Origin of the sequence: Mesorhizobium xinjiangense (assembly GCF_009749525.1) — a bacterium.
Lineage (GTDB): Bacteria > Pseudomonadota > Alphaproteobacteria > Rhizobiales > Rhizobiaceae > Mangrovimarina > Mangrovimarina xinjiangensis.
In genome coordinates this window covers 1-20,105 of the sequence record NZ_WOAC01000039.1, presented here as the reverse complement: position 1 = coordinate 20,105, position 20,105 = coordinate 1, and the positions used below count along the sequence as shown (strand labels likewise).

Genomic DNA, 20,105 nt, shown 5'->3' with positions numbered 1-20,105 from the left:
CGGCGCGAGCGGCAGTTCTTCGGCCGCAATGCCGATTGGACGCGGCTATTGGGCGGCGTCGCAACCGACGGGGCTGAGCATAACGTCCGCCCCACAGATGAGATCGATCAGCCGTGCGTGATCTTCGTGCCGAGCACGTTGAGGCATTCGCGCATGAAGGCGGCGAGCCCGGTCCAACCTTGGCGGAGACCATGTTGCCGTCGACATAGGCCTCGGGTGGCTTGACGTCGATATATGTACCGCCCACAGCGGTTACTTCCGGTTCGCAGGCCCCGAGCCCAGCCACCTTGCAGCCCTTGAGCACGCCCGGCACCGCCATCAGGATCTGGACGCCGTGACAGATGGGGGCCGGTTCCGGAACGAGTTGGTGTCGACAACCAGACCCTACCGGAAAACACCGATGACCACCGCGCTACCCAGCTACACCGCTCAGTGGGACACCATCCTGCCTTACGTAATATCGTAAGCCTATAAGGCTGTCTGAGGCGCGATCGGCGCACCATGTTGCGGGATCGAGGCGGCGGCGCCAAAGCGGCTGGAAAGGTGATCGCCAAGGAAATCGTAGACTGCCCGCAGGCGCGCGCTCTGACGCAGCTCCGGCACGGCCGTCAGCCAGATGTCCTTTCGCAGAAAGACTTCAGGGAGGCAGCGCAGCAGGTCGGGATCGGCATTTCCAAGCAGGTCGACGACTGGCCCGATGCCGAGACCAGCCCGGATTGCGTGATAGGTCGCCATAAGGCTGTTGCACAGAAGGACATGTCGGTCGGCTGAGAAGATCTTCTCCGTAAGCACTGCGGTGGGCGTGCTTCCGAGCAATCCCACGGCCTTGAAATGTCGTGCCTGCTCCGCACTCTCGGGAAGGCCGTAGCGGGCAGCATAGGCACGTGCCGCGTATAGCGCGATGTCGAACTGGCCAACCTGCTTGGCAATCAGATCGGCTTGGTGAGGCCGGAGCAACCTGATGGCGATATGGGCTTCACGGCTGAGCAGGTTGATCATTGCGTTCTCGATGACCAGTTCGACCTGAATGCGCGGGTAGAGTTCATTGAACTCCCTGATCAGCGGCGCAAGCCAGGTGATGCCGAGCGATTCCGTGACTGTGATCCGGACCGATCCGCGCAGCGCGACATTGCCTTCGATGATTTCGTGCTCGACCTGATCCAGCTTCTCGCGGACGTTTTCGAGTGTGCCGAGCAACCGTTCGCCAGCGGCCGTTACCGCCAGACCGGTCGGTGTGCGGATCAGCAACCGCAAGCCAAGCTGTTCTTCCAGAGCCGCAAGTCGACGGCTCAGTGTCGGCTGACTGAGACCCAGCTGACGAGCCGCTGCGCTTATGCTGCCGGCGTTGGCAATGGCAAGGAAGTCGAGATAGGCATTCCAATTGGCCATACGCTTCATCTATATCCCATATGCATTTTTTTCGAATTCCATGCATCAAATGCATAGCATAATCTTGAAATGCCAACCTGCACAAGGTCGGCGACTCAAGGGAGGAAGAACATGAGATTTTCAGCCGTGTGCCTCGTGGCAACACTCTTGGCAGGCACCGCAACCGCCGGCGACCTGCCGGCTCAAATGAAATGGACGGCATATCCCAGCGATACGTCCGGCTATGCCCAGGCCATCGCCATCGGCAACATGCTCAAGGACAAGGAAGGTACGCGTGTCGCCGTCCTTCCCGGCCAGAATGACATAGCCCGGCTCACCCCTATCAAGAACAGCCATGCCGAATATTGCATGTGCGGGGTTGCCGCCTATTTCGGCGCGGAAGGCGTAACGAACTTCGCTGCGCCCAACTGGGGTCCGATACCGCTTCGCATGATCATGGCAAAGATCGACGGGTCTGGCGTCGGCTTTGCCACACGCGGCGACGCCGGCATCGAGACGGCCGCAGATTTGCGGGGCAAGCGGGTGCCATTCGTGAAGGCTGCCGATGCGCTGAACCTTCCGCTCAATTCCGTCCTGGCATTTGGCGGCCTCACTCGCGACGATGTCGAGACGATCGAATATTCCGGATTCTCGGCCATGTGGGACGGCGTGATCAACGATCAGTCGGAAGTAGCCTTTGCGACGACATTGACGCCCAAGTCGGCGCAACTCGCATCCGGCCCCAGCGGTATCCACTGGATTCCACTGCCGTTCGATGACGAGGAGGGCTGGAAGCGCCTGCAAGAGAAGGCTCCCTATATCTCCAAGCGCGTGGTCACCGATGCATCCGGTCTCGAGAAGGGCAAGAGCTTCGAAGGAGCCGGATATCCCTATCCGTTCCTCGTCACCACGGACGCGCAAAGCGAGGCGGAGGTCTATGCCCTCACCAAGGCGATGGTCGAGAACTTCGACGACTACAAGGATGCCGCGCCGGGCGCCGAGGGTTGGGCGCTCAAGGTGCAGGAACTGCAGTGGGTCATTCCTTTTCATGAAGGCACAATCAGGTACTTCCGCGAGGCCGGCATCTGGACCGATGAAGCCGACAAGCACAATCGAGATCTCGTCAAGCGCCAGGATGTTCTGAAGGAAGCCTGGAATTCCTTCGACATGGCTTCGGCTGGAGAAGGTGAGGAATTCGCCACGAAGTGGCTGACCCACCGCGCCGAAGCCCTGAAAGCAGCGGATATGCCCGTCATATTCGATTGATTGGTAGAAAATCGGTCCGTCTCCGCCGCGTCTGTGCGGACGGAGACGGGAATTTCCGAAACGCGGACCGTCGGGCTCATCACATGCCGGATACCACACCACTACCCACCGCGCTCAGCGGGCGGCAGAAGATGCTGCGTCTTGTCGCCGCCCTCGTTGTGGCGGGCGCGGCCTATCAGACCTTCAATCTCGGCCGCTGGGTGGGCTATGTGCCGCTCAGCAATCAGTTCATGTATGGCGTGCTGGCGCTGTTGCTGCCGTTTTCGTTCCTGCTGTGGCCACGCTGGCGTCCTCTCGACGCGTTGCTGTCGATCGCGGCCTTGATTGCATGCGCCTATTTCACTGCCGTATCGGAGAATATCGTGATGCAGGGGTGGGAATATGCCGCCCCGCCTGTGGCGCAGTGGATGTCGGTGCTGCTTTGGGTGCTTGTCCTGGAGGCTGGCCGCAGAATTGGTGGCAATGTTATGTTCGCGGTCGTCGCGCCGCTGTCTCTATACCCGTTGTTCGCCGACCGCCTGCCGCCCGTCTTGGCCGGCTTTTCGCTGCCTTCGCTCGATGCAGCGTCCTTTTACGCCATGAGCAATGAGGGAATTCTAGGCGTGCCAATGCGCGCATTCATAAATCTGGTCCTCGGATTCCTCATCTTCGGTGTCGCTCTTCAGCGAACCGGTGGTGGCAAGTTCTTCCTTGACCTGGCTTTTGGCGCACTTGGGCATGTGCGCGGCGGGCCGGCCAAGGTTGCCGTGCTTTCCTCAGGCCTGATGGGCTCGATGTCCGGCAGCGTGATTACCAATGTCCTGACGACGGGCACGCTGACGATCCCGACAATGAAGCGCACCGGAATCCCGCCCGCGGTCGCCGGCGGCGTGGAGGCTTGTGCGTCGACAGGCGGGGTTCTCGCCCCGCCGATCATGGGCGCGACGGCCTTCGTCATGGCGACCTTCCTGAAGGTTCCCTATCAGGATATCGCCATCGCGGCGGTTATTCCGACGCTTCTCTATTTCCTCGGACTCTTTTTCCAGGTCGATGCAATGGCCGCGCGCAATGGCCTTGCCGGATTGCCCAGGAAGGAACTGCCACAGATCAGGCAGGTACTGAAGGATGGCTGGTGGTATCTCGCCGTCTTCGCGCTCCTTACCTGGATGCTTCTGGTACTCAACCGGGAGGCCTGGGCGCCGTGGTTCGCCACCGCTATCCTGCTGCTCATCAATCAGATGCTTCCCAGTCACCGGTGGGGATTGAACGAACTTTTCGGCTTTCTCGAGGATGTCGGCCGCCTCTTTGCCGAGATGGCCGGACTGCTGGCCGCTGTCGGGCTGATCGTCGGGTCTCTGGTGGTCACCGGCAAAATCGGCAACATCGCCAGCGACCTCCTCACGATGGCCGGCGGCAATCTCTATCTGCTGCTTGCAATGGGCGCGCTGACGGCATTTGTCCTGGGTATAGGCATGACGGTTACGGCGGCCTACATCTTCCTCGCCGTCGGCCTGGCTCCGGCGCTCGTTCAGGCCGGTCTGGAGCCGCTCCCGGTTCACCTGTTCATCCTGTATTGGAGCATGCTGAGCTACATTACGCCCCCCGTCGCCATAGGAGCGTTCGCGGCGGCCACAATTGCCAAGGCCAGTCCGATGCGGACCGGCCTCGAGGCCATGCGGCTCGGCGGCGTGATCTATCTGCTGCCATTCTTCTTTGTGGTCGCGCCTGCCTTGTTGATGAAGGGAACGGCCTTCGATATCGTCCTCAACTCAGGTTCGGCACTGCTTGGCGTCTTCCTGATATCATGCGCGGCGCAGAACTGGTTCATCGGTCTGGGCGCCTATCCCTCCCGCCTGCCGGGGGTCATTCTCCGCCTGCTGACATTTGGATCGGGCCTCGCCCTGGCACTGCCCGGCGGCGCTCTGACGGGGGTATCCGCCGGCAATCTGCTCGTCGCTGCCGCACTGCTCATCGCTCCTGTTCTCATCACATTTTTCTTCATCGGGAGGATTTCCATTGAACGCCCCAGCCTATGAAACCGATGAGCCGGTACTTACCGAAATCAGGGATGGCGTGGCCTGGCTCACGATGAACCGGCCGCGCTACAACAATGCACAGAACTCGCAGATGACCTATGCGCTCGATACAGCGATAAGGGCAGCGAACGACGACCCCGAAATCAAGGTCATGGTGCTGCGCGGCGCGGGCAAGCACTTTTCGGCGGGCCACGATATCGGCACCCCCGGACGTGACATCGGATCAAGCTTCGCACGGGTAGGCAACTGGTACGATCATGCCGGACTGCCGGGCGCGGAAATGCAGTTCGTACGCGAGGTCGAGGTCTATCTCGGCATGTGCCGGCGCTGGCGTGAGGGACCCAAGCCAATGATCGCCATGGTTCATGGCGCATGCATAGCCGGTGGATTGATGCTGGCCTGGATCTGCGACCTTATCGTCGCCTCCGAGGATGCACGCTTCGCCGATCCGGTGCTCAGAATGGGCTTTCCCGGTGTCGAGTATTTCGCCCACGCGTTCGAGCTGCCGCCGCGTGTGGCTCGCGAAATGGTGCTGCTCGCCGAGCCGATTTCCGCCGAGCGGGCCTACAATCTCGGAATGGTCAACCGGCTTGTGGCGCGCGACCATCTTGAAGAGGAAACAGCAATCATCGCGAAGCGCATCGCCTCCATGCCTCGCTTCGGGCTCGCGCTCACCCGGCATGTATTCAACGCGACCGAGGACATTCAGGGCAAGCGGGCTGCCATGGATATGGCCTACGGATATCACCATACGGCGCATGCCCATAACAGCCTGACCGGCACGGATAACCTTTCCGGCATAAGCGGCAAGGACATGGCGCGGATGAACAAGGAGCGGGACCAGTGAGGCTTGCCGAACGGCTGGAGAGTTCGAGCCCGGCTGATCTTGCCGGGCTGATAATATCAGGCGACCGGATGCTTTCCCAGGATGAACTCCAGCGCCGCGGAATGAAGATCGCAACCGGCCTCAAGGCAATGGGAATTCAGGAAGGTGACAGCATCGCCGTTGTGCTGCGTAACGATTTCGCTTTCCTGGAAACCATGCTCGGCGCCAACATCGCCGGGGTCTATGTCGCCGCCGTCAACTGGCATGCAAGCGCGGAAGAAGCCGCGCATATTCTTGCCGACAGTGGTGCCAAGCTCGTTGTGATTCATGCCGACCTGATGGCGCAGTTCGGGGCAGGAATTCCCGATGGCGTGGCCGTGCTCCAGGTCTCAACACCGCAGGAGATCGCAACTGCCTTTCGCGTCGCCGCTTTACCCGCGCCCGTGGAATGCGATTGGGACGACTGGCGCGATAGCCATGAGCCATACGATGGCCCCGCCGCCGCGCCGCGGTCCAACATCATCTACACGTCCGGCACGACGGGCAATCCCAAGGGGATCGTGCGTGAACCGGCGGTTGGTGATATGGCCGCGCGCGTCCGTGAAGTTCTTTCCTATTCCTATGGCTTGTCGCCGGATGAGCCGATCCGCACGGCAATCACCGGCCCGCTCTACCACTCGGCGCCGAATGTCTACACATTCCATGCCGTCCGGTCCCCGGGGGGGATCGCCATATTGCAGCCGCGTTTCGACGCCGAGGAATTGCTGGCGCTGATCCAGGATTACAAGCTGACGCATCTTCATCTCGTGCCGACGATGCTGGTACGCCTGCTGAAGCTGAACAAGGAGGTGCGCGACAAATACGACGTCTCCTCGCTGCGTTATGTGGTGCATGGCGCCGCGCCCTGTCCGCCAGAGGTCCGGCGGGCGATGATAGACTGGTTCGGGCCGGTCATCGGGGAATATTACGGGGCATCGGAAACTGGCGCCGCCGTGGCACTGCGGCCCGACGAGGCGGACGCGCATGCCGACACGGTCGGGCGGCCCACTCCATGGACGCGGATCGAGATCATCGGCACGGACGGAACGCCGTGCCGCACCGGCGAGATCGGCGAAATCTTCGTAAAGATCGACCGGTACCCGTCGTTCGAATACCGCAACCGACCCGGGGCGGCAGACAAGGTGCGCCGTGGCGATCTCGTCAGTGCCGGCGACATCGGCTATCTCGACGCCGAAGGTTACCTGCATCTTTGCGACCGCAAGTCGGACATGATCATTTCGGGCGGTGTGAATATCTATCCGGTGGAAATCGAAGCGGCGCTCATCGACATTCCTGGTGTCCGCGACGCTGCCGTGTTCGGCATTCCCAACCCCGAATTCGGCGAATCGGTCGCCGCCTGCGTGGCCACCGAACTCGATGTGGCCGAGCTGCGCGAACAACTTGCCCGCCGCCTTGCGCGCTACAAGATTCCGCGCACTTTCCGGCTGATCGAGTCTCTTCCGCGTGAGGACAGCGGCAAGATCCGCAAGAAGAAACTCCGCGAGGCATTGCTGGCGGAAACTGCGAAATAGCGGGTGCGGCAATGGATTTGATTTATACGCGAGAGCAAGAAGACTTCCGTATGGAAGTTCGGCAATGGATGCAGGAGAATGTGCCGGCGGAAGCCCTGTCTTCGTTTGATGCCTCGCGCGAGGGCTTTGAGGCGCATCGGTCCTGGGAGGCCCGGCTCAATGCGGGCCGATGGGGCATGGTTACGTGGCCTGAAGCCTATGGTGGCCGCGGCCTTGATCTTATCCGCTGGCTGATCTTCGAGGAGGAGTACATTCGGGCCGGGGCTCCTTTGCGGGTGAACCAAAACGGCATATTCCTGCTTGGACCGACACTCATGGAGTATGGCAGCGACGCGCAAAAATCGCGGTTTTTGCCGACCATGGCGTCCGGCGAGGAAATATGGGCGCAGGCCTGGTCCGAGCCGCAGGCCGGTTCGGACCTGGCTGCCGTCCGCTCGACGGCGCGGCGGGACGGAGACGACTATCTGCTCAAGGGCCACAAGATCTGGTCCTCGCGCGCGGTCTATGCCGATTGGGCGTTTGGCCTCTTCCGCACCGAACCTGACGAGAAGCGCCACAAGGGCCTCTCGCTGATCTTCTTCCCACTCGATGCTCCAGGGGTGACGGTGCAGCCGATCGCGCAGATCGACGGGGAGACCGGATTTGCCGAAATCATGCTCGATGATGTCCGTGTCCCCGCCTTCAATCGGCTCGGCGAGGAGGGCCAGGGCTGGTCGATCTGCATGACGACGGCGGGCTTCGAAAGGGGGCTCATGCTGCGCAGCCCGGCGCGATATCAAATGGCGGCGGCGCGTCTGGTGGCCTTGTGGAAGCGGCTGGGAGACGACGCTCCGCAATCGGCGCAAGAAGGCGTTCTGCAGGCGGTCATGGATGCGGATGCCTATGCGCTGGCGATCTACAGGACGGCGTCAAAGCTCATTGCGGGTGGGCATATCGGGGCGGAAGCATCAACCAACAAGATCTTCTGGTCGACGATGGATATGCGCCTTCACAGGACCGCGCTCGACCTCCTTGGCCCGCTCGGTACGCTTACCGAGGCGGCCCCGGCCGCTGAGGATGGCGGTGCTTGGCTGGACGGCTACTACTTCGCGCTTTCTGGTCCGATCTATGCGGGTTCGAACGAGATCCAGAAGAACATCATCGCCGAGCGGGTGCTTGGCCTGCCAAGGGCATAGGTGACGAGATGGATTTCCGCTTCACCGAAGAGCAGGAGATGATCGCCGAGACGCTCGAATCTCTTCTCGGCGACATTTGCTCGACGGCGCATTTGCGCAAGATGATCGATGCCGGTCAAACATATGAGGCCAGCAGATGGCAGGCGCTGGCCGAACTCGGCCTTTGCGGTGTGCTGGTTCCCGAGGATTTGGGCGGATTGGGTCTGTCGGAGATCGAGTTCGTTAGAATCGCTGAAATTTGTGGCGCCTTCCTGCTTCCCGAGCCGCTTGTCGAAAGCGCCGGCGTTGCGCTGCCTCTGCTGGCGCAAATTTGCGGAACGGATACGGCTTTGAAGGACATTGTCGCGCAACTCGCCGTCGGCGAAGGGCATGCGGTGCTGTTTCATCCCGCCATGCCCCTCGCTGCGCATGCCGATACGGCGCGCTTCGTTCTGAGGAGCGATGGCAAGCGGATCAAGTACGGTCGACCTGGCGAGATGGGCGTACAGGCTCAACTGGCGGCCGATCCACTGACACCACTTTTCTCGATTGCCGTCGGTGAGGGGTGTTCAGACTCCTTGCCGTCTGAGCAAATCGAAAAGGCTGTCGCCACCGCGCGCGATCGCGGGGCGTTGTTCGCGGCCGCCCGGATGACGGGGATTGCTCAGAGCGCGCTTGATCAAGCCGTGGCCTACGCCAGAGAACGCGAACAGTTCGGCAAGCCTATCGGCAGCTACCAGGCCGTGAAGCATCGTCTAGCGGAAGTCCAGGTCGCCATCGAGTTTGTCAGACCCGTCCTCTACGCCGCTGCGGCACTGGTTGCCCGCGGTGACGATTTGGCGCGCGCACATGTCGCTCATGCCTGGCTGCGGGCTGGGGAGACCGTGAGGCTTGCAACCGAGCGCGCCGTCCACGTTCATGGGGCCATGGGATATTCATGGGAGGCCGATATCCATCTGTTCCTCAAGCGGGCACTTGTCTTGTCGCGAAGCTGGGGGAGCCGTGACCTGCACCTGGAACACGTTGCAATGCGGACGAATCGGTATGGCGCGCTCGATGCCGAACGCCTCTTCGGAGACCCGCGCTGACGCGGGGCACGCCAAATTTCTTACCCCCACCTTCTCCCGCACCCGCCGCCTGACCCCAGCGAAGTTACCGGTCTCCTTTAGCGCGCGTTCGCTTCAAACGGAAAGGTTTGAAGCAAAGATATGCGCGCCAAATCAATATGTTGGAGCATGTACCTTTCGCTCAAACGATTCCGTTTGAGCGGGACATGCTCTCTAGGGCCTGATCGCAACGACCGCCTCGATCTCCACTGTGATGTTGTCGGGCAGCGAGCCGAAGCCGACGGCCGAACGGGCGTGGCGGCCCTCCTCGCCGAATACGGCGATCAGCAGATCGGAACAGCCGTTGATGACTTTGGGATGCGCGCCGAAGTCCGGCACCGCGTTGACCATGCCGAGCAGTTTGACGATCCGCTTGACGCGGGAAAGATCGCCCAGCGCCGCCTGCGTCACCGCCAGAAGGTTGAGGCCGGTCAGCCGCGCATCGTCATAGGCGCGCTCGATCCCGACATCGGCGCCGACCTTGCCGGTGCGTAGGGTTCCGTCCGCCTCGCGCGGGCCCTGCCCCGACAGGAACATGAGGTTTCCCTCGATCACGAACGGCACATAGGTCGCAATCGGCGCGGGCGGCGGCGGCAGGGTGAGGCCGAGCGCCTCGATCCGGGCATCGGGTGACATGGCTAGGGTTCCTCGTCAGCTGAAAAGTTCTGCGTGCCGAATGCAGGCGACGCTGTGTCCCGGGCCGACCTCCTCGGCCGGCGGCACAACCTTGGCGCAGGCCTCAGTCGCATGCGGGCAGCGGGTGCGGAAGACGCAACCCGAAGGCGGGTCGAGCGGGCTCGGAATATCGCCCTGTAGGATGACGCGCTCCCGCTTCACCGTCGGATCGGGGATCGGCGCGGTCGCCAGCAGAGCCCGAGTATAGGGATGGCGCGGCGCAGCGTGGACCGCCCGCGACGGGCCTTTTTCCATCACGCGTCCGAGATAGAGGACCACGATCTCGTCGCACAGATATTCGACGACGGTCAGGTCGTGCGAGATGAACACCATTGTCAGCCCAAGCTCGCGCTGCAGCTCCTGGATGAGGTTCAGCACCTGCGACTGTACGGACACGTCGAGCGCCGAGACCGGCTCGTCGGCGATGATCAGCTCCGGCTCCACCGCGAGCGCGCGGGCGATGCCGATGCGTTGGCGCTGGCCCCCGGAGAACTCGTTCGGATAGCGCCGCGCATGCTCGGCGGACAGCCCGACGCGCGCCAGAAGCTCCTCGATGCGCACCCTGCGGGCCGCGCCTTTGGCTAGGCCGTGCGTGTCGATCGCCTCGCCGATGATGTCGCCGACGCGCATGCGCGGGTTGAGGCTGGAATACGGGTCCTGGAAAATGATCTGCATGCGCCGGCGGTAGGGACGCAGCTCTTTTTCCGACAGGCCGAACAGGTCGACGCCGTCGAAGACCGCCTCGCCGGACGTCGGCTCCACCAACCTCAGCACCGCGCGGCCGGCGGTCGTCTTTCCGGAACCAGATTCGCCGACGATGCCGAGGATCTGGCCGCGTCCGACCTCGAAGGAAACACCGTCGACGGCCTTGACTGGGCCGCTCTTGGTGGCAAACTGCTTTACCAGCCCGCGCACGGACAGGAGCACGTTGTTGTCGGAAGATCGCATGGCGTCGCTCACAGGAGTTCGTGCCTCCGGCAGCGCGTCAGGTGGTTGACGCCGGCCCGCTCCAGCACCGGCGGCTCCGCCTCGCAGGCAGGCTCCACCAGCGGGCAGCGCGGCGCGAAGGAACAGCCGCGCGGCAATGCCATGATGCTCGGCACGCTGCCGGGTATGGGGTCGAGCATGCGCCGCGAACCGTCCGTGGCCCGGTCGCGCTTCGGGTCGGGAATGCAGGCGAGCAGCCCCTTTGTGTAGGGATGTTTCGGCCGCGCGAACAGGTCGGTGACGCTGGCCTGCTCGACGACGCGGCCGGCATACATTACCGCCACCTCATGCGCGATCTCGGCGACGACGCCGAGATTGTGGGTGACGAACAGGATGCTCATGCCGATCTCGCGCTGCAGCCGGCGCATCAGGTCGAGGATCTGCGCCTGGATGGTGACGTCGAGCGCCGTGGTCGGCTCGTCGGCGATCAGCAGCGCCGGACGGCAGGCGAGCGCCAGCGCGATCATCACCCGCTGGCGCATGCCGCCGGACATCTCGTGCGGATACTGGTCGAGCCGCTTGGCGGCGGCCGGGATCTCCACCAGCTCCAGCATCTCCAGCGCCCGCGCCCTTGCCTCGTTTCGCGAGACCGGCTCGTGCAGCCGCACCATCTCCATGATCTGGTCACCGACCGTGAACAGCGGATTGAGCGAGGTCATCGGCTCCTGGAAGATCATCGCGATCTCCCGTCCGCGTATCGAGCGCATCAGCTTTTGTCCGGTCGTGGCGAGATCGACCACCGTGCCGTCGCGAAGCCGGTAGAGGATGCGTCCGCCGACGATGCGCCCCGGATGCGCCAGAAGGCGCATGATCGAAAGGCTGGTCACCGACTTGCCGGAGCCGGACTCGCCCACCACCGCCAGCGTCTCGCCACGCCTGACCGTCAGCGACACGCCGTCAACGGACTTGGCCGCGCGCGATCCCATGATGAAATGGGTTTGCAGGTCATCGGCCTTCAGCATGACGTCGTCCGCGAGCATCGCGGCTTCGGGCCGAACAGGAACTGCAGCGGAATGCGCCATCGCTAGAGATCCTTCCGCAGACGGGGGTCGAGCAGGTCGCGCAGCCCGTCGCCGACGAGTTGGAGCGACAGCACCGTCAGCACGATGGCGATGCCGGGAAAGACCGTCATCCAGTCCGCCTGGCCGACATATTGCCGGCCGGACGCGATCATCGTCCCCCAGGTGGGGATTTCCGGGCTGACGCCGACGCCGAGGAAGGACAGGCCCGCCTCCGCCAGCATCGCATAGGCGAAGATAAAGGTCGCCTGCACGAGGATCGGCGAAACGAGATTGCGCAGCACGTGCCGCGTCATGATGCGCCATGTCGGCACGCCGAGCGCGCGCGCTGCCTCCACGTAGGGCAATTCACGGATCACCAGCGTCGAGGCGCGCACGATGCGCGCGAGGCGCGGCGCATAGACGATACCAAGCGCGACGATCACCGTGGCGAGCGATGGCCCGAGTGCGGCGACCAGCGCGATGGCGAGCAGGATGTCGGGGAAGGCCATCATCGCGTCGACCACGCGCGAGACCAGCGCGTCGGCCTTGCGGAAGAAGCCAGCGACGATGCCGAGCGCGATGCCGACAACGCAGGCGAACGCCGTCGCCGCCGCGCCGACCAGCAGCGAGAGCTGGCCGGCATAGATGGTGCGGCTGAAGATGTCGCGGCCAAACTCGTCGGTGCCGAAGAACCACTCCGCGCCGGGCGGCTTGAGCCGGTTGACGATCGACAGCTTGCTCGGCGAATACGGCGCCACCAGCGGCGCCAGCACCGCCAGAAGCGTGACGACGGCCAGGATCAGCAAGCCGACGGCCAGCGTCTTACGTTGCAGGATCAGCGTCAAAAGCCGCGGCGGGGCGTAGGCGTCGGAGGCGGCGGCCATCAGTAACGCACCCTCGGATCAATCATCAGGTACAGCATGTCGATGCCGAAATTGATCAGCACGTAGATGGCGGCGATCACCAGCAGCGCGCCCTGGATCACCGGATAGTCGCGTCGCAGCACCGCCGAGACGACGAGGTTGCCGACTCCCGGCAGGCTGAACACTGTCTCGGTCACCACCGCGCCGGAGATGAGCAGCGCCGCCGTCAGTCCGATCACGGTAAGCACGGGGATCAGCGCGTTCTTGAAGGCGTGCCGCAGCACCACGCGGAACTCGCTCATGCCCTTGGAGCGCGCGGTGCGCACATAGTCGTCATTGAGCACGTCGAGCATCGAGGCGCGCGTGAAGCGGGTGATCAGCGCCGACGAGACGACGCCGAGCGCCACCGCCGGCAGGACGAGATGGCTGAGCCGCGTCATCAAGGACGCGTCCGGCCCGCCATATCCGGCCACGGGAAACCAGCCGAGCCGCACCGCAAAGACTTGGATGAGGATGAGGCCGAGCCAGAAGCTCGGTATGCTGGCGGCGAGCATCGTCAGCGTCGTCACCGACTGATCGAAGAAGGTGCCGCGCCGGTAGGCGGCCATGATCCCCACCGGCAGCGCGATGCCGGCAGCGATGAGGATCGAGAACAGCGTCAGAAAGAAGGTCGGCTCGGCGCGGTCGAGCAGCGCACTCGCCACAGGCATGTCAAGGAAGATCGACTGGCCGAGATCGCCGCGCAGCAACTGGCCGAGGAAGAAGACGTATTGCATCACGAGCGGCCGGTCGATGCCGAGCCGCGTCCTCAGCGCCTCGATGTCGGCGGGCGTCGCATCGGGCCCCAGCATCACCGCCGCCGGATCGCCGGGAGCGACACGCACGATGACGAAGACGATCGTCACCACCACGAACATCACGCTCAGCATGCCGAGGAAGCGCTGCAGAACGAATCGGACCATCGATCGTCTCCTGTCGTGCGCGATGCGAACCGGGGCGGCGTGCGACCCGGTTCAGGATGGACGTGCTATTCCTGGACGTAGGCGTTCCAGAAATACGGCCAGGGCGACGGTTCGAACCCTTCCAGCCGCGGTGCCTGCGCCGCGAGCGCGCTGAAGTCGCCGACCTTGTAGAAGGGCGCTTCTTCGTAGATCAGCTTCTGGAAGTCGGACCAGATCGCGAGGCGCTTGTCCATATCGACTTCGGTGTTGAGCGCGTTGAGCAGCTTTTCCTTCTCCTCGCTCGCCCACCAGCCGGGATAGGAGGCCGGCAGCGGCGCGATCAGCGCCGGGTCTGGCAGGAACGGGCTGTGGGTGATGAAGATATCCCACAGAGCCGGCTCGGCCCGGCGCTGCACCAACGTCGCCCAGTCGAAGACGCCGAGTTCCACCTGGAAGCCGGCCAGCTTGAAATATTCGGCCGCGACCTGCGCCATCTTGTAGTGGAACTCGTACTGGCGGCTGGTGAGGATGCGCACCGGCGAGCCGTCATAGCCGGCTTCCTCCGCCAGCGCCTTGGCCTTTTCCACGTCGCCCTGGTTGTAGGCGTCGACCCCTTCCTCGTTGCGCCACGGATAGCCTTGCGGATACATCGCGCCGTCAACGGCATAGAATTCCGGCTTGCCGAACGCCGCCGCCAGCATGTCTTCGGAGTTGAATGCCGCCTGGATCGCCTTACGCAATCCGGGATTGGTCATCATGCCTTCCGCGTTGTTCATGATGAACATCGGCCAGCCGAAGGAGTTCATCACCAGCGGCGTGGTCTTTTCCTGGCCTTCGAGCCTGTCATAGGCCTCAACCGGCAGCAGGTCGGCATAATCGTACTGCCCGGCGATCGCGCCCTCGACGCGCGTATTGGCGTCCGGAACCGGCACGAAGCGGATCTCGTCGAGATACTGTTTGCGCGCGCCGCCGAAGCCGTCCGGTTCGCCTTCGCGCGCCGCGTAGTCGTCGAAACGCACCAGTTGGAGATACTGGTCGACCCTGCGCTCCTTCACCATGTAGGGGCCGGTGCCGACATATTCTTCGAGCGTATCGGCGATCTTCTCCGACGGCAGGATCACGGCGGCCGAATTGTTGAACGCCAGCAGCGCGTTGAGCGCGGCCAGCGGCTCCTTCAGCGTTATGCGCACGGTATAGTCGTCAACCGCCTCGAGCTTCTCCAGCTTCTCGGCGACGGCCTTGCCGCGCGAGGCGACGTCCAGCCAGCGCTCCAGCGAGGCGACCACGTCCTCCGAGGTCATGTCGGTGCCGTCGTGGAAGGTCACGCCCTGGCGCAGCTTGATCGAGTGGACCTTGCCGTCCTCGGAGACCTCCGGCAGCGCTTCGGCCAGCAGCGGCATCACGTTCCACTCGGCGTCGAAGGTCAGCAGCGTCTCGAAGAAATGCTGCGTCACCATGCCGAGCAGGTCGCCGGTCGCGATCATCGGATCGAGCGTGTTCAGTTCGCCGATAGTGGCGACGTTGATGACGCCGCCGCGCTCCTGCGCGAAGGCCGGCGAGAATCCGCCGGCGAGAATGGTGGCGCTTGCGAGAGCGGCTAAGCTAATTCGTTTCAACATGACCTCTTCCCCTATGCCGTATTGCATTGACTGGCTTGATTTTCACGCTGCCGCGGCCAGCGTGCCGACGACCGCGACGAATTCATCGACGACGGCCTGCGTGATCTGTTCGCCCTTCTGCGCGGTTCCGAGCGAAGGATCGCCCACGACGCCGGTTCCGCCCGACATGGCGTGCATGGTGCGGAACAGCGCGCCCCGGTTGGCGCGGATCATGTCGGCATTGGCCCAACCGAAGGTTTCGACATAGGACATCGCGCCGATTTTCCCAGCCCGCACATCGCCCGGTGCTGCAAGCAGCATCAGCGAGGTCTCGAACTCGCAGGCATGGTTGATCCCCGAAAAGCCGCTTTCGCGGATCTTTTCCAGTTCAGGCGCCGCCAGCCGCCACCATGTCAGGAATGCCACACGGCAGTCGCGATGGCGTGCGCCGAACTGTTCCAGCAGCACCTGTCCGACAGCTTGGTTGCCGCCATGGCTGTTAAAGATGACGATGTTGCGGAAGCCGTGGCGAACGACGCTTTCGAGGATGTCGCCAACATAGGCGAGGAACGTCTCGTGCCGCACGCTGAGCGTGCCGGCGAACTCCATGTGATGTTCCGAGCAGCACACCTTGACCGACGGCAGGATCAGGATCCCGTATCCGAGCCTCTCTTCCGCGCGGTCGAGGAAATGCCCGCCGATCGCAACGTCTGTATCGAGCGCGAGGTGCGGTCCGTGCTGCTCGACCGCCGCGACGTTGAGCACCACCGGCGTCGACCGGTCGATGGCGTCGAATTCCTGCGTCGTGAGTTTTTCCCAGCGCATCTTTGCCCCGTCAGGAAATCGTGCGCTCGCTGACGCGGTAGCGCTCGAGCGCCCCCTCGTCGAGCTTGACGCCGAGCCCCGGCCCGTCGGCGGGAATGTGTACATGCGGCGGCTCGAAGGCGAGCGGCGTTTCGAGCAGGTCGTGCGTGCGGATCATCCGGCCGAAGATGTCGCCCGGCCACACGCAGCTCCGCGCTGCCGCCGACTGGTGGACATACATCGCCTCGAGGATGCCCAGGTCGACCTCCGAACCGTGCCAGCAATAGAGCCCCGCTGTCGCCGCGATGTGATCGAGGCTCTGGAAGCCGGCGAGTCCGCCATTGAAGTTGAAGCCGTCGACCGCATTGTGCGCCAGCGCGTTGATCGCCTCGTAGGGGCGCTGCCCCTGATAGACGTAGGGCAGCGACACGTGCAGCACGATCGGGATCGATGAGAAGCGGCGGATCTCTGCGTAATCGAGCATCATCCAGCGCGGCAGCGGGTCCTCCAGCAGGAGCACGTTGCCAACCGCCTCCAACTCGCGGATGATCCGGCGCGCATTGCCCGAATTCTCCCAGCGCTGGTTCGGATCGAACAGCACCTTCATGCCGGGCGCATGCTCCTTGATCTTCTCGCACAGGCCGGCGGCATCATCTTCAAGGTCGCACTTGAACTTGATGACATCATAGCCCTGCGCCTGGTAGCGCCGCACCCAGGGGCCGACCTCGTCCAGCGTGCGATGGCTCGACCAGGCGCTGACCGCGACCTTCTCGCGCACGGCGCCGCCGAGCAGGTGGTGCACCGGCACGCCGAGAGACTTGGCGTAGGCGTCCCAGATCGAGCATTCGAAGCCGTCATATTCGCGGCAGAGCGGCAGCGGCAGCTTCTGCAGCGGAAAATTGGTGATGCTGGAGCCGAGAAGGTTGGCGCAGATCGCCTCGATGCGCTGCCATTCATGGTCGCGGTAGAACTCCCCGAGCCCGATGGTGCCGTCGGAGAGCGTCATGCGCACGATCAGCTTGGGCAGTTCATCGAACTGCACGCTCCAGCTCGCCTTGCCGCCGACCGGCAACATGTGCAGCGGCTTGGCGAGCGCTTCGGAATTGATGACGCCCGGATGGGCGGGAACGATCACCTCATCGAAGCGAAACGATGTGATGGTCTTGTCTGCGAGCGGCATTCTGGCGATCCGTGGAAGGAGGTGAGGCCGGCAGAATGTAGTTTTCCTACCAGGATGTCAATCGGCTGTCATATACGACGAGGACGGTCATCTACCGCGCCATATGCGCCAGAATCGCCTGAGATACACCAATTTTCACGAATTTCAGGTGATTGCAGCTCGAAATTCTGAAAAGCGATCCACGGAACATCGCGCCGGGCCCAAAGATCGCAGGTCAAAAAATGTAGCAAAAATACTTCAGTCGCCGACCGGCTGGCTGTCGGTGCTGCCATGCAGGGAGGCAAGGTTTGAGCGAGCGCGCCACAGCTTCTTGCCGACGGCGTTGCGGCGCCATGCGCCGACGAGGGTCGAGAGGCAGTCGAGGGCGAAGAGCTGCCCGTAGCGGCCGCGATTGGGCATGTAGAAGAATTTCTCCTCGTCGAAGGCAATCAGCGGCACCACCACGCTCGCCTTGGCCGCAAGCGGGCTCATAGGATCGGTCACCGCGACCACAGAGGCGCCGAGTGCAACCGCGATCTCGGCGCTGTCCACCAGCGAGCGCGGCCGGCCGGTGACGGAGAAAATCAGCAACGCGTCTTCGGGGTCGGCCGTCGAGGCGATGATCCGGTGCTTGTAGGAATCGGCCGTCGCCGATACGGCAAGATCGAGCCGGAACAGCCGGTTCTCGGCTTCGAGCGCGACATTGGCCGAACTGCCGCCGACGCCGAAGCAGAAGATGCGCCGGGCACGGTGGATGGTCTCGGCTGCCATTTCCAGTGCGGCGGCGTCTCGCTGCGCGAAGGCGCTGGCCAGCGCTTGCGTTGTCGCCTCGTAGACCTGGTCTAGCACGTCGCGACCGGTCTCGGCCGGTCTCGTGCGCTCTGCGGCGATGTACATGCGGCCGATGGCAAAATCCTGCGCCAGCCTGATCTTGAAATCGGAAAAGCCGTCACAGCCCATGCGCCGCGAAAAGCGGATCACGGTCGGCTCGCTCACCCCGGCGCGCGCCGCCAGTTCCTTGATCGAGATGCGGGTCGCCGCCTCTATGTCGTCCAGCACCGTGGCGGCAACCGCCCTGCCCGCGCGATTGAGCTGCTGTAGCTCCATGCGCAGGCGGTCTATCAGGCTGGTCTGGTGTCTCATGGGTCCGGGCAGCAAGATGTTCGATCGCCGGGCAAGCCTAGCGGGCCACGGCGATTGTGAAGACGGATCGCCGCCACGTCAATCACGAGGGTTTTGTCCAGAATCTTTCGCACTTTTGTCAGGCGACGGTTCCGTGGGTTGAAAACTGTTCCCTTTCGGGAAACTCAAGGCCAAGGAAGACCGCTGGCACGTCCCGTCAATCTGCACGCGTTGTGCCGCTGCGCAAGGGCACGACCCTCGAAATGGTCCGGCTCTGCTGCCCCGACAACGCCCAGGCTTCCCTCATCTCGGAAAACTTCGGCCTTCCCGTCCTCGACAGCGACGGCATCCGCGATCTGCACGAGACGCTGATCGTCGAGACCGCTAATGCCCTGGGCGAACACGCCATGCAGATACTGAACCGCACCGGGTTTGCCGGAGGCTCCAACTCCTGAGTAGGATGGAGCATCATGAGCAAGACGACGAACAAGTATTCTCCCGAAGTCCGCGAGCGCGCCGTTCGCATGGTTCTCGACTATCAAGCGCAGCATGACAGCCGCTGGTCGGCGATCCTTTCAGTTTCCTCGAAGATCGGGTGTGCGGCGCAGACGCTGAACGAGTGGATCAAGAAAGCCGTGGTCGATCGCGGTGGACGAGCCGGCCTTCCCACCGAGGTCGCCGAAAAGCTGAAGGCGCTGGAGCGGGAGAACCGGGAACTCAGGCAGGCCAACGAGATCCTGCGCAAAGCATCTGCGTATATTGCCCAGGCAGAGCTCGACCGCCCATTCAAGCGGTGATCGCCTTGATCGGTCCCGGACTTGATCCGGGATCACCGCGGAGAACTCGGGGTCGAGCCGATCTGCAGATATCTGCCGATCGCCCCATCCATCTATCACGATCATGCGGCCAGGCGTGCCGATCCGCCCGGCTGTCGGCGCGGGCGAAGCGGGACGAGGCCTTGAAGGGAGAGGTGCGGCGGGTGGTCGAGGAGAACTTCGGCGTCTACGGCGTGGGCAAGGCCTGGCGGCAGCTCAAGCGGGAAGGCTTCGAGGTCGCTTGGCTCGCACGGTGGCGCGGCTGATGCGGCAGATGGGCCTCGAGGGGGCGATCCGCCGCTAGAAGACCAAGACCACAATTCCCGACAAGGCCGCGCCTTGCCCGCTGGATCACGTCAACCGCCAGTTCCGCGTGCCCGCGCCCAACATGCTCTGGGTGAGCGATTTTACCTATGTCGCCACCTGGCAGGGGGTTGTCTACGTCGCCTTCGTCGTCGACGCTTACGCTCCGCGGATTGTCGGCTGGCGGGTGAGCCGCACGGCCCATGCCGGCTTCGTCCTCGATGCGCTCGAACAGGCGCTGCACGAACGGCGGCCGGGAACAGGATTGGTCCACCACTCGGACCGGGGCGTGCAATACGTCTCGATCAAATACACCGAGCGGCTGGCGGAAGCCGGCATCGAGCCTTCGGTCGGCAGCCTCGGCGACTCCTACGACAACGCGCTCGCCGAGACAATCAGAAGTCGAGATGCTGGGAGCAGGCATAATCTTCAGCATTGGTCAGGCTGCGGATTCCGATTCAAACCGGCCGGGTATTCCGATTTGAAGCCGGCCACCATTCCGACATGAAGCCGGCCGGGATTCCGATCAAT

16 protein-coding genes, 3 pseudogenes and 1 other annotated feature are annotated in these 20,105 nt (G+C 63.3%); of the genes and pseudogenes, 8 read left to right on the top strand and 11 right to left on the bottom strand.

From position 1 onward, the window contains the following. Nucleotides 1-107: 107 nt before the first annotated feature. A pseudogene (locus GM909_RS24865) lies at nt 108-343 on the bottom strand (DJ-1/PfpI family protein); the annotation flags it as partial. A 125-nt stretch (nt 344-468) separates the two neighbouring features. After that, complete coding sequence (locus GM909_RS24860) at nt 469-1,398, bottom strand: LysR family transcriptional regulator (RefSeq protein ID WP_157020226.1); 930 nt, start codon at nt 1,396-1,398, stop codon at nt 469-471. 102 nt (nt 1,399-1,500) lie between these two features. Here GM909_RS24860 and GM909_RS24855 point away from each other — a divergent pair, with 102 nt between their 5' ends. The 6 genes from GM909_RS24855 (at nt 1,501) to GM909_RS24830 (ending at nt 9,288) form a co-directional block, all read left to right on the top strand. Further along, the gene (locus tag GM909_RS24855; protein ID WP_198174401.1) at nt 1,501-2,634 is read left to right on the top strand and encodes a TAXI family TRAP transporter solute-binding subunit; all 1,134 of its coding nucleotides are present in this window, start codon (nt 1,501-1,503) and stop codon (nt 2,632-2,634) included. Between the two features lie 83 nt (nt 2,635-2,717). Continuing rightward, nucleotides 2,718-4,649, top strand: a complete 1,932-nt coding sequence (locus tag GM909_RS24850; RefSeq protein ID WP_157020224.1) for a TRAP transporter permease — start codon at nt 2,718-2,720, stop codon at nt 4,647-4,649. Then, nucleotides 4,630-5,496, top strand: a complete 867-nt coding sequence (locus tag GM909_RS24845; RefSeq protein WP_157020223.1) for an enoyl-CoA hydratase — start codon at nt 4,630-4,632, stop codon at nt 5,494-5,496. Before GM909_RS24850 ends, GM909_RS24845 begins: the two co-directional genes overlap by 20 nt. Beyond that, the gene (locus GM909_RS24840) at nt 5,493-7,046 is read left to right on the top strand and encodes an AMP-binding protein (protein WP_235912076.1); all 1,554 of its coding nucleotides are present in this window, start codon (nt 5,493-5,495) and stop codon (nt 7,044-7,046) included. The genes GM909_RS24845 and GM909_RS24840 overlap by 4 nt, the downstream gene beginning before the upstream one ends. An 11-nt stretch (nt 7,047-7,057) precedes the next feature. Next, nucleotides 7,058-8,221 carry an acyl-CoA dehydrogenase family protein gene (locus GM909_RS24835; RefSeq protein WP_157020222.1) on the top strand — a complete coding sequence of 388 codons (1,164 nt, stop codon included), beginning with the start codon at nt 7,058-7,060 and terminating at the stop codon, nt 8,219-8,221. Nucleotides 8,222-8,229: 8 nt separating this feature from the next. Continuing rightward, the gene (locus GM909_RS24830) at nt 8,230-9,288 is read left to right on the top strand and encodes an acyl-CoA dehydrogenase family protein (RefSeq protein WP_157020221.1); all 1,059 of its coding nucleotides are present in this window, start codon (nt 8,230-8,232) and stop codon (nt 9,286-9,288) included. A gap of 192 nt (nt 9,289-9,480) precedes the next feature. On the opposite strand, the gene GM909_RS24825 is transcribed toward GM909_RS24830, so the two are convergent. The 9 genes from GM909_RS24825 to GM909_RS24785 form a co-directional block, all read right to left on the bottom strand. Next, nucleotides 9,481-9,942 (bottom strand): RidA family protein, encoded by a 462-nt coding sequence (locus GM909_RS24825; protein WP_157020220.1) that lies wholly within the window; start codon nt 9,940-9,942, stop codon nt 9,481-9,483. A gap of 15 nt (nt 9,943-9,957) precedes the next feature. After that, on the bottom strand, nt 9,958-10,929 hold the full coding sequence (locus GM909_RS24820; protein WP_157020219.1) for an ABC transporter ATP-binding protein: 972 nt from the start codon (nt 10,927-10,929) through the stop codon (nt 9,958-9,960). Nucleotides 10,930-10,937: 8 nt separating this feature from the next. Beyond that, on the bottom strand, nt 10,938-11,948 hold the full coding sequence (locus tag GM909_RS24815) for an ABC transporter ATP-binding protein (protein ID WP_157020218.1): 1,011 nt from the start codon (nt 11,946-11,948) through the stop codon (nt 10,938-10,940). Between the two features lie 44 nt (nt 11,949-11,992). Next, complete coding sequence (locus tag GM909_RS24810) at nt 11,993-12,853, bottom strand: ABC transporter permease (protein WP_157020217.1); 861 nt, start codon at nt 12,851-12,853, stop codon at nt 11,993-11,995. Then, the gene (locus GM909_RS24805) at nt 12,853-13,794 is read right to left on the bottom strand and encodes an ABC transporter permease (RefSeq protein WP_198174400.1); all 942 of its coding nucleotides are present in this window, start codon (nt 13,792-13,794) and stop codon (nt 12,853-12,855) included. Before GM909_RS24805 ends, GM909_RS24810 begins: the two co-directional genes overlap by 1 nt. A gap of 65 nt (nt 13,795-13,859) precedes the next feature. After that, nucleotides 13,860-15,392 carry an ABC transporter substrate-binding protein gene (locus tag GM909_RS24800; protein WP_157020216.1) on the bottom strand — a complete coding sequence of 511 codons (1,533 nt, stop codon included), beginning with the start codon at nt 15,390-15,392 and terminating at the stop codon, nt 13,860-13,862. Between the two features lie 42 nt (nt 15,393-15,434). Further along, nucleotides 15,435-16,196, bottom strand: a complete 762-nt coding sequence (locus GM909_RS24795) for a creatininase family protein (RefSeq protein ID WP_157020215.1) — start codon at nt 16,194-16,196, stop codon at nt 15,435-15,437. A gap of 10 nt (nt 16,197-16,206) precedes the next feature. Then, nucleotides 16,207-17,355, bottom strand: a complete 1,149-nt coding sequence (locus GM909_RS24790) for a mandelate racemase/muconate lactonizing enzyme family protein (protein WP_157020214.1) — start codon at nt 17,353-17,355, stop codon at nt 16,207-16,209. Between the two features lie 237 nt (nt 17,356-17,592). Further along, nucleotides 17,593-18,477, bottom strand: a complete 885-nt coding sequence (locus tag GM909_RS24785; RefSeq protein ID WP_157020213.1) for a MurR/RpiR family transcriptional regulator — start codon at nt 18,475-18,477, stop codon at nt 17,593-17,595. Nucleotides 18,478-18,689: 212 nt separating this feature from the next. Between GM909_RS24785 and GM909_RS24780 the strand changes: the two are divergent. Beyond that, nucleotides 18,690-18,872 (top strand): annotated as a pseudogene (locus GM909_RS24780) (hypothetical protein); the annotation flags it as partial. A gap of 54 nt (nt 18,873-18,926) precedes the next feature. Further along, nucleotides 18,927-19,971, top strand: a pseudogene (locus tag GM909_RS24775) (IS3 family transposase); the annotation flags it as partial. Further along, nucleotides 19,208-19,340: a sequence feature (AL1L pseudoknot), on the top strand. (Overlaps the previous pseudogene by 133 nt.) Nucleotides 19,972-20,105: the final 134 nt, after the last annotated feature.